Origin of the sequence: Pantoea sp. S62, from assembly GCF_016658625.1 — a bacterium.
GTDB lineage: Bacteria > Pseudomonadota > Gammaproteobacteria > Enterobacterales > Enterobacteriaceae > Pantoea > Pantoea vagans.
Window position 1 is genome coordinate 17,299 of record NZ_JACVVI010000006.1, and the last position, 9,141, is coordinate 26,439.

17 protein-coding genes are annotated in these 9,141 nt (G+C 51.3%); all 17 read right to left on the reverse strand.

The genetic code is table 11. The features are described from left to right. Positions 1-6: 6 nt before the first annotated feature. The 17 genes from rplF to rplC all read right to left on the reverse strand — a co-directional run bounded on the left by rplF (position 7) and on the right by rplC (position 9,117). Entirely contained in the window at positions 7-540 is a 534-nt protein-coding gene (gene rplF / locus IBT54_RS10770; RefSeq protein WP_013359237.1) for a 50S ribosomal protein L6, read from the reverse strand. Positions 541-553: 13 nt separating this feature from the next. Beyond that, positions 554-946: a 30S ribosomal protein S8 gene (rpsH, locus tag IBT54_RS10775; RefSeq protein ID WP_003850158.1), complete on the reverse strand. Its 393-nt coding sequence runs from the start codon at positions 944-946 to the stop codon at positions 554-556. Between the two features lie 32 nt (positions 947-978). After that, positions 979-1,284 (reverse strand): 30S ribosomal protein S14, encoded by a 306-nt coding sequence (rpsN, locus tag IBT54_RS10780; RefSeq protein ID WP_008927132.1) that lies wholly within the window; start codon positions 1,282-1,284, stop codon positions 979-981. 14 nt (positions 1,285-1,298) lie between these two features. Continuing rightward, entirely contained in the window at positions 1,299-1,838 is a 540-nt protein-coding gene (rplE, locus tag IBT54_RS10785) for a 50S ribosomal protein L5 (protein ID WP_003850155.1), read from the reverse strand. 14 nt (positions 1,839-1,852) lie between these two features. Beyond that, on the reverse strand, positions 1,853-2,167 hold the full coding sequence (rplX, locus tag IBT54_RS10790) for a 50S ribosomal protein L24 (RefSeq protein ID WP_003850150.1): 315 nt from the start codon (positions 2,165-2,167) through the stop codon (positions 1,853-1,855). Between the two features lie 10 nt (positions 2,168-2,177). After that, positions 2,178-2,549, reverse strand: a complete 372-nt coding sequence (gene rplN / locus IBT54_RS10795) for a 50S ribosomal protein L14 (RefSeq protein ID WP_006120590.1) — start codon at positions 2,547-2,549, stop codon at positions 2,178-2,180. 248 nt (positions 2,550-2,797) lie between these two features. Then, the gene (locus IBT54_RS10800) at positions 2,798-4,150 is read right to left on the reverse strand and encodes an 8-oxoguanine deaminase (RefSeq protein WP_201252152.1); all 1,353 of its coding nucleotides are present in this window, start codon (positions 4,148-4,150) and stop codon (positions 2,798-2,800) included. Positions 4,151-4,508: 358 nt separating this feature from the next. Beyond that, the gene (gene rpsQ / locus IBT54_RS10805; RefSeq protein ID WP_003850147.1) at positions 4,509-4,763 is read right to left on the reverse strand and encodes a 30S ribosomal protein S17; all 255 of its coding nucleotides are present in this window, start codon (positions 4,761-4,763) and stop codon (positions 4,509-4,511) included. Continuing rightward, positions 4,763-4,954, reverse strand: a complete 192-nt coding sequence (gene rpmC / locus IBT54_RS10810; protein ID WP_003850146.1) for a 50S ribosomal protein L29 — start codon at positions 4,952-4,954, stop codon at positions 4,763-4,765. Before rpmC ends, rpsQ begins: the two co-directional genes overlap by 1 nt. Further along, positions 4,954-5,364 (reverse strand): 50S ribosomal protein L16, encoded by a 411-nt coding sequence (gene rplP / locus IBT54_RS10815; protein ID WP_008927134.1) that lies wholly within the window; start codon positions 5,362-5,364, stop codon positions 4,954-4,956. Before rplP ends, rpmC begins: the two co-directional genes overlap by 1 nt. Positions 5,365-5,376: 12 nt before the next feature. Beyond that, on the reverse strand, positions 5,377-6,075 hold the full coding sequence (gene rpsC, locus IBT54_RS10820; protein WP_008927135.1) for a 30S ribosomal protein S3: 699 nt from the start codon (positions 6,073-6,075) through the stop codon (positions 5,377-5,379). Between the two features lie 17 nt (positions 6,076-6,092). Further along, positions 6,093-6,425, reverse strand: a complete 333-nt coding sequence (gene rplV / locus IBT54_RS10825) for a 50S ribosomal protein L22 (RefSeq protein WP_008927136.1) — start codon at positions 6,423-6,425, stop codon at positions 6,093-6,095. A 13-nt stretch (positions 6,426-6,438) separates the two neighbouring features. Then, positions 6,439-6,717 (reverse strand): 30S ribosomal protein S19, encoded by a 279-nt coding sequence (rpsS, locus tag IBT54_RS10830; protein WP_001138115.1) that lies wholly within the window; start codon positions 6,715-6,717, stop codon positions 6,439-6,441. Positions 6,718-6,733: 16 nt separating this feature from the next. Further along, positions 6,734-7,555: a 50S ribosomal protein L2 gene (rplB, locus tag IBT54_RS10835; RefSeq protein ID WP_013359239.1), complete on the reverse strand. Its 822-nt coding sequence runs from the start codon at positions 7,553-7,555 to the stop codon at positions 6,734-6,736. 17 nt (positions 7,556-7,572) lie between these two features. Beyond that, positions 7,573-7,875 carry a 50S ribosomal protein L23 gene (rplW, locus tag IBT54_RS10840; protein WP_003850708.1) on the reverse strand — a complete coding sequence of 101 codons (303 nt, stop codon included), beginning with the start codon at positions 7,873-7,875 and terminating at the stop codon, positions 7,573-7,575. Then, positions 7,872-8,477 carry a 50S ribosomal protein L4 gene (gene rplD, locus IBT54_RS10845; protein ID WP_003850711.1) on the reverse strand — a complete coding sequence of 202 codons (606 nt, stop codon included), beginning with the start codon at positions 8,475-8,477 and terminating at the stop codon, positions 7,872-7,874. The genes rplW and rplD overlap by 4 nt, the downstream gene beginning before the upstream one ends. A 10-nt stretch (positions 8,478-8,487) precedes the next feature. Then, a complete protein-coding gene (rplC, locus tag IBT54_RS10850) occupies positions 8,488-9,117 on the reverse strand; it encodes a 50S ribosomal protein L3 (protein WP_003850712.1) in 630 nt (209 codons plus the stop codon). Positions 9,118-9,141 lie beyond the last annotated feature (24 nt).

The following is a 9,141-nucleotide window of genomic DNA, read 5'->3' on the forward strand; positions in this document are numbered from 1 at the left end:
GTTACCTTACTTCTTCTTAGCCTCTTTGGTACGCACGACTTCGTCGGCGTAACGGACACCCTTGCCTTTATAAGGCTCAGGACGACGGTAGGCGCGCAGGTCCGCAGCAACCTGACCAATCAGCTGTTTATCAGCGCCTTTCAGCACGATCTCAGTCTGAGTTGGACATTCTGCAGTGATACCCGCGGGCAGCTGGTGATCGACTGGATGAGAAAAGCCCAGAGACAGGTTTACCACGTCGCCTTTAACGGCTGCACGATAACCTACACCAACCAGCTGCAGCTTCTTAGTGAAGCCTTCGGTAACACCGATAACCATTGCGTTCAGCAGCGCGCGAGAAGTACCCGCCTGCGCCCAGCCGTCAACGAAACCTTCGCGCGGAGCGAAAGTCAGAGCGTTGTCAGCATGCTTAACTTCAACAGCATCATTGATAGTACGAGTCAGCTCGCCGTTTTTACCTTTAATCGAAATTACCTGACCGTCGAGTTTTACCTCTACGCCGGCAGGAACAACGACAGGTGCTTTAGCAACACGAGACATATGTATCCTCCGATTACGCTACGTAGCAGATAATTTCGCCACCAAGACCTGCCTGGCGCGCTGCACGATCAGTCATGACACCTTTAGATGTAGAAACTACAGCGATGCCCATACCAGCCATTACCTTTGGCAGCTCATCTTTTTTCTTATAGATGCGCAGGCCAGGACGGCTTACTCGCTGAATGCTTTCTACAACAGCTTTTCCCTGGAAATACTTGAGAGTAAGTTCCAGTTCCAGCTTGATGTCGCCTTCGATTTTGAAATCTTCAATATATCCTTCTTCCTTCAGAACGTTGGCAATTGCCAATTTCAGCTTGGAGGAAGGCATGGTGACCGCAACTTTGTTCGCGGCCTGACCGTTACGGATACGGGTCAGCATATCCGCGATCGGATCTTGCATGCTCATCTGTGTTACTCCCGTGATTCAATTGGTGACAATTACCAGCTAGCCTTTTTCAGACCCGGAATTTCACCGCGCATGGCGGCTTCGCGGACCTTGATACGGCTCAACCCAAACTTCCGCAGGAAACCGTGCGGACGACCTGTTTGACGGCAGCGGTTACGCTGACGTGAAGGGCTGGAATCACGCGGCAGACTCTGCAGCTTCAGAACAGCATCCCAACGGTCTTCGTCGGAAGCGTTCACATCAGAGATGATCGCTTTCAGTTCAGCGCGTTTAGCGAAGAATTTGTCTGCTAATTTTGCACGCTTAACTTCGCGCGCTTTCATAGATTGCTTAGCCATTAAGTAACCCTACCTTACTTACGGAACGGGAAGTCAAAGGCAGCCAGCAGAGCACGGCCTTCATCATCAGATTTCGCAGTAGTGGTAATGGTGATATCCAAACCACGAACGCGATCGACTTTGTCGTAGTCGATTTCTGGGAAGATGATCTGCTCACGTACACCCATGCTGTAGTTGCCACGACCATCGAATGACTTAGCGGACAAGCCACGGAAGTCACGGATACGTGGAACTGCAATGGTGACCAGACGCTCAAAGAACTCCCACATGCGCTCGCCACGCAGAGTTACTTTACAGCCGATCGGATAGCCCTGACGGATTTTGAAGCCTGCAACTGATTTGCGTGCTTTGGTGACCAGCGGTTTTTGACCGGAGATTGCTGCCAGGTCAGCTGCTGCGTTATCCAGCAGTTTCTTGTCAGCGATCGCTTCACCAACACCCATGTTCAGGGTGATCTTCTCGACCCGAGGGACTTGCATGACAGAATTGTAGCCAAACTCTGTCATGAGTTTCTGGACTACTTCGTCTTTGTAGTAATCATGCAGTTTCGCCATCGTACTACTCCAAATTACTTGATAGTTTCGCTGTTAGACTTGAAGAAACGGACTTTTTTGCCGTCTTCGAATCTAAAGCCTACACGGTCAGCCTTACCAGTTGCCGCGTTGAACAGTGCAACGTTAGAAACCTGAATAGCAGCTTCTTTTTCAACGATGCCGCCTGGTTGGTTCAGGGCCGGAACCGGCTTCTGATGTTTTTTAACCAGGTTGATACCTTCAACGATGACCTTACCAGAAGACAGGACATTCTTAACTTTACCGCGCTTACCTTTATCTTTACCGGTTAACACGATAACTTCGTCGTTACGACGGATTTTAGCTGCCATTGTTCGCTCCTTAGAGTACTTCTGGTGCCAGAGAGATAATTTTCATGAACTTTTCAGTACGAAGTTCACGAGTTACCGGCCCAAAAATACGCGTACCGATAGGCTGCTCACTGTTATTGTTCAGAATAACGCATGCATTACCATCGAAGCGAATGACAGAACCGTCCGGGCGACGAACACCCTTCCTGGTGCGCACCACTACCGCCTTCAGGACATCACCTTTTTTGACTTTACCACGAGGAATTGCTTCCTTGATGGTAACTTTGATGATGTCACCGACGCCTGCGTAGCGACGGTGCGAGCCACCCAGAACCTTGATACACATTACGCGACGTGCACCGGAGTTGTCGGCGACGTTCAGCATAGTCTGTTCTTGGATCATTTTAGTGCTCCGCTAATGTCAACTACTACTTCGGGACCTAAACCTCAGGTCGTTAGAAAGCCCCATAATTGAGGGCGCGGCATTGTAACACCGGTTCTCACAGATGGGTAGAAAAAATAAACGGCTCTCAATCGAGCCGCTGATTTTCCCTGATGACAGGGAGGGCGTATTCTAGGGAATAGTGCGAACAGTAGCAAATGTAATCTGCCTTATTTTTCGTCGCCTCCCTAATAAAGTGCCCTTCTGACTCAACTAACCAGTTTTCTGGCCAGTTGGTTATGCTGATGCAGCACGGCTGGCAGTTCAATTCCGGCCAGTTGTCCGTCACGCACCCTGACTTTTCCGTTGATGATGCTGTAAGCGACCTGCCCCGGATTACAGAACACCAGGGCGGCGACAGGATCGTGCCCTGCCCCGGCAAGACCAATGCGATTCAGGTCAAAGATCGCCAAGTCAGCCATCATGCCCGGTGCAATGGCGCCCACGTCGTCGCGATTCAGCACTTTTGCTCCACCCAGCGTCGCCAGCTCCAGAGCCTGACGTGCCGTCATCGCATCCGGGCCGAAACCCACGCGTTGCAACAGCATCGCCTGACGTACCTCTGCCATCATGTCTGAGCTGTCATTGGAGGCTGACCCATCCACGCCCATACCGACATGGACACCGGCATCACACATGTGGCGTATCGGTGCAATACCCGAACCGAGACGCATGTTTGAACAGGGGCAGTGTGCGACGCCGGTTCCGGTACGTGCAAAGAGCTCCATACCATGCTGATCCAGTTTTACGCAGTGTGCATGCCAGACATCCGGCCCTACCCAGCCGAGGTCCTCAACGTACTGCGCTGGCGTCATGTTGAATTTCTCGCGGCTATAGCGGATATCGCTGTCGTTCTCCGCCAGATGAGTATGCATCGAGACGTTGAAGCTGCGTGCCAGTGCAGCGGACTGCTTCATCAGCTCACGACTGACCGAGAACGGTGAACATGGTGCCACCACGATGCGTAACATCGAGCCGTGGCTGTCATCGTGATAGCACTCAATCACACGCTGCGTGTCCCTGAGGATGGCGGCTTCATTCTCAACCAGCGAATCAGGCGGCAGGCCACCCAGGGATTTACCGACGCTCATGCTGCCCCGGCTGGCATGGAAACGCATGCCCATTAACGCTGCAGCCTCAATGCTGTCGTCAAGCTTACAGCCGTTAGGGTAGACATAGAGATGGTCACTGGTGGTGGTACAACCGGAGAGCATTAACTCGGCCATCGAAATCTGCGTTGAGATATGAATCATCTCAGGTGTCAGATTCTGCCATAGTGGGTAGAGATGGGTAAGCCAGTTGAACAGTTCGCCGTTTTGTACCGCAGGAATAGCCCGGGTCAGGCTCTGATACATGTGATGATGCGTATTAATCAGGCCAGGTATAATAATGTGTCCCCGCAGATCGATAATCTCATCTGCGCTATCGGGTAACGATCCTGCTTCCCCGACCGCAACGATCTGATTTCCTTTAATCAGAATACTGGCGTTCCGTATTTCCCGCCGGTCGGCATCCATGCAGACCACGCATTCAGCATTCTTCAGTAACAGAGTTCGTTCCATGCTATTGCCTGTGGGTTGAGATTGTGTGCTACCCGATAATAGCGGCAAGCTTTTGGCAGAGCTAATCGCAGGTAACGCAGCTAAGAGTGGCAGCTTTATCAGTGACCGGCGTAAGCGGTCAGGACTCTCCATTTTCACCGCACATTTCCTTGTACAGTTATGATAACCCGGACCTTTATGGCCCGCAGCTTTCAGGCCTCATTGCCTGAACCGTCTCAGCTTAGACCTGACAATCTGCTAAATTTTTGAGCACCATCAAATCTGCTCTGTCACAGGCACAAATGGATCAACCCCCGATTACAGGCAAAAAAAAACCCCCTGCCGAAGCAGAGGGTTTCCTCAGAGAATACAATTCTTATTACAGAACCGCTTTCTCGATTACGCGAACCAGGGTCCAGGATTTAGTCTTGGACAGTGGACGGCATTCGCGGATTTCTACCACGTCACCAATTCCACATTCATTGTTCTCGTCATGGATGTGCAGCTTGGTCGTACGTTTGATGAATTTGCCGTAGATCGGGTGTTTCACAAAACGTTCGATAGCAACAACTGCAGATTTCTGCATTTTGTCACTTACTACACGACCCTGCAGAGTACGGATTTTATCGGTCATTACGAACCCGCCTTCTCAGTCAGTAAAGTCTTAACGCGTGCAACATCACGGCGAACCTGTTTCAGCAGATGAGTCTGCTGCAGTTGGCCAGATGCTGCCTGCATGCGCAGGTTAAATTGCTCACGCAGCAGATTAAGCAGCTCAGTGTTCAGCTCTTCAACGCTTTTTTCACGCAGCTCAGTTGCTTTCATTACATCACCGTCTTAGTTACAAAGGTGGTTTTGATAGGCAGTTTTGCTGCTGCCAGCTTGAATGCTTCACGGGCCAGCTCTTCTGGTACGCCGTCCATTTCATACAGGACTTTACCAGGCTGGATCAGGGCAACCCAATACTCTACGTTACCCTTACCTTTACCCATACGCACTTCCAGCGGCTTCTCGGTGATCGGTTTGTCCGGGAATACTCGGATCCAGATCTTACCTTGACGCTTAACTGCACGGGTCATAGCACGACGTGCTGCTTCGATCTGACGAGCAGTCAGACGACCACGGCCAACAGCTTTCAGACCGAAAGTACCGAAGCTGACATCCGTACCCGCAGCCAGACCGCGGTTACGGCCTTTGTGCACCTTACGGAATTTCGTACGCTTTGGTTGTAACATCAGCGACTCTCCTTACTTACGGCCTTTACGCTGCTGCTTTTTAGGTTGAGCAGCCGGTTCCGGTTGTTCAACAGCAGCCATACCACCCAGGATCTCACCTTTGAAGATCCATACCTTAACGCCGATTACACCATAAGTGGTGTGCGCTTCAGAGGTGTTGTAGTCAATGTCAGCACGCAGTGTGTGCAATGGCACGCGACCTTCACGATACCATTCGGTACGTGCGATCTCAGCGCCACCCAGACGGCCGCTAACTTCAACTTTAATACCCTTCGCGCCAAGACGCATGGCGTTCTGAACTGCACGCTTCATAGCACGACGGAACATCACACGACGCTCCAGCTGTGAAGTGATGCTGTCAGCTACCAGTTTCGCGTCCAGTTCCGGCTTGCGGACTTCGGCGATATTAATCTGTGCAGGAACGCCAGCGATTTTCGCGACGACCGTGCGCAGTTTTTCTACATCTTCGCCTTTCTTACCGATAACGATGCCCGGACGAGCGGTGTGAATAGTCACACGGATGCTCTTCGCTGGACGCTCGATAACGATACGAGAGACAGATGCTTTAGCCAGTTCTTTAGTCAGGAACTGACGTACTTTAAAATCGCTGTCCAGGTTGTCAGCGAATTCGTTGGTGTTCGCAAACCAGGTAGAGTTCCATGGTTTTACAATACCCAGGCGAATACCATTAGGATGTACTTTCTGACCCATTGCTAGTCTCCAGAGTCTCAGCGATCGGACACAACCACAGTAATGTGGCTGGTGCGCTTCAGGATGCGATCTGCACGACCTTTGGCACGCGGCATAATGCGTTTCATGGTCGGACCTTCATCAACGAAAATTTTCGTGATTTTCAGATCGTCGATATCAGCGCCATCGTTGTGTTCGGCGTTAGCAATGGCAGATTCCAGAACTTTTTTGACCAGTACAGCCGCTTTCTTATTGGTGTAGGTCAAAATGTCCAGTGCCTGCGACACTTTCTTACCGCGAATCAGGTCAGCAACAAGGCGAACCTTCTGAGCAGAAGAACGAGCGTGGCGATGTTGAGCTAAAGTTTCCATCTCTTCCTCCTACTTATTTCTTCTTGGCTTTTTTATCAGCCGCGTGACCGCGATAAGTACGTGTCGGCGCGAATTCACCCAGTTTGTGACCAACCATTTCGTCGGAAACAAAGACAGGAACGTGCTGACGACCATTATGGACAGCGATGGTCAAACCGATCATGTTAGGAAAGATCGTTGAACGACGGGACCAAGTGCGCAAAGGCTTCTTGTCACCGCTTTCCACCGCTTTCTCTACCTTCTTCAGCAAGTGCAGGTCAATAAAAGGACCTTTCTTGAGAGAACGTGGCATGGCTTATCCTCTAATATTATTTGCTACGGCGACGTACGATAAACTTATCGGTACGCTTGTTGCTACGGGTCTTCTTACCTTTGGTCTGAACGCCCCACGGAGTTACCGGGTGCTTACCAAAGTTACGACCTTCACCACCACCGTGCGGGTGATCAACTGGGTTCATCGCGGTACCACGAACGGTCGGACGAACACCACGCCAACGGGCTGCACCAGCTTTACCCAGAACGCGCAGCATATGCTCAGCGTTGCCGACTTCGCCCAGTGTTGCGCGGCAGTCAGACTCGACTTTACGCATTTCACCTGAACGCAGACGCAGGGTAACGTAAGAACCTTCACGCGCAACGATCTGCACGTAAGCACCAGCTGAGCGAGCAATCTGACCGCCTTTGCCTGGTTTCATTTCTACGTTATGCACGGTTGAACCCACCGGGATGTTACGCATCGGCAGTGTGTTACCTGCTTTGATCGCAGCATCAACGCCAGATTGGATCTGGTCGCCGGCTTTCAGGCCTTTAGGGGCCAGGATGTAACGGCGCTCGCCGTCTTTGTACAGAACCAGTGCGATGTTCGCAGAGCGGTTCGGATCGTACTCAAGACGTTCAACGGTTGCCGGGATACCATCTTTGTTGCGTTTGAAGTCAACAATACGGTAAGCCTGCTTGTGACCACCACCGATATGACGGGTAGTGATACGACCATTGTTGTTACGGCCACCGGATTTGCTGTTTTTTTCTACCAGCGGGGCAAATGGTTTGCCCTTGTGCAGCTCCGCGTTTACCACTTTAACTACATGGCGACGACCCGGAGATGTCGGTTTACATTTAACAACTGCCATTGTCTTTCTCCTCCGACTTACTCAGCGCCGCCAGCGAAGTCCAGATTCTGGCCTTCTTTCAGGGTGACGTAAGCTTTTTTCCAGTCGCTACGACGACCGATACGCTGTCCTTGACGCTTAACTTTGCCCTTAACTACCAGGGTGTTTACGTCTTTAACTTCTACTTCGAACAGTTTCTCAACAGCAGCAACGATCTCTGCTTTGGTCGCGTCATTAGCAACTTTGAGAACGATGGTATTAGTTTTTTCCATCGCGCTAGATGCTTTTTCAGATACGTGCGGCGCGCGCAGTACTTTCAGCAGACGTTCTTCACGGATCATGCCAGCATCTCCTCAACTTGCTTAACTGCATCAGCAGTCATAACGACTTTGTCGAAGGCGATCAGGCTAACTGGGTCGATACCGGATGCATCACGCACGTCAACCTTGTACAGGTTACGCGCAGCCAGGAACAGATTCTCATCCAGTTCACCGGTGATGATCAGCACGTCTTCCAGAGCCATGTCTTTCAGTTTCTGTACCAGCAGCTTGGTTTTCGGTGCTTCTACAGCAAATGATTCGACAACGATCAGACGATCTTGACGTACCAGCTCGGACAGGATGCTTTTCAGCGCGCCGCGGTACATCTTTTTGTTAACTTTTTGACTGTGGTCCTGCGGCTTCGCAGCAAAGGTCACGCCACCTGAACGCCAGATTGGGCTCTTTACAGAACCTGCACGCGCACGGCCGGTGCCTTTCTGACGCCATGGCTTTTTGCCTGAACCGGTTACTTCGGCGCGAGTTTTCTGCGCACGAGTACCCTGGCGGGCGCCAGATGCGTAAGCAACAACAACCTGGTGAACCAGCGCTTCGTTGAAATCACGACCGAAGGTAGTTTCGGAAACAGTCAGCGCGCTCTGCGCGTCTTTCAATACTAATTCCATTGCTATCCCCTTACGCCTTCACAGCTGGTTTAACGATCAGGTCGCTACCGGTAGCACCGGGAACTGCACCTTTAACCAGCAGCAGGTTGCGCTCAGCGTCAACACGTACTACGTCCAGACTCTGAACGGTTACGCGCTCATTACCCAGCTGACCTGCCATTTTCTTGCCTTTGAACACTTTGCCCGGAGTCTGGTTCTGACCGATAGAACCCGGAACGCGGTGAGACAAGGAGTTACCGTGAGTAGCGTCCTGGGTACGGAAGTTCCAGCGCTTAACGGTACCGGCGAAACCTTTACCTTTAGAGGTACCGGTTACGTCAACTTTCTTAACTTCAGCGAAAATCTCAACGCTGATGCTCTGACCTACAGAGTACTCTTCACCTTCAGCGGTGCGGAATTCCCACAGGCCACGGCCAGCTTCAACGCCAGCTTTAGCAAAATGACCAGCTTCAGGTTTGGTCACACGGTTTGCTTTTTTAGCACCGGTGGTAACCTGAATTGCCTGGTAACCATCGTTTTCCAGGCCTTTGACCTGAGTCACGCGGTTCGCTTCAACTTCGATTACGGTGACGGGGATAGAAACGCCATCTTCAGTGAAGATGCGGGTCATGCCCACTTTTTTACCGACTAAACCAATCATTGTTTCAACCTCTCAATCGCTCGA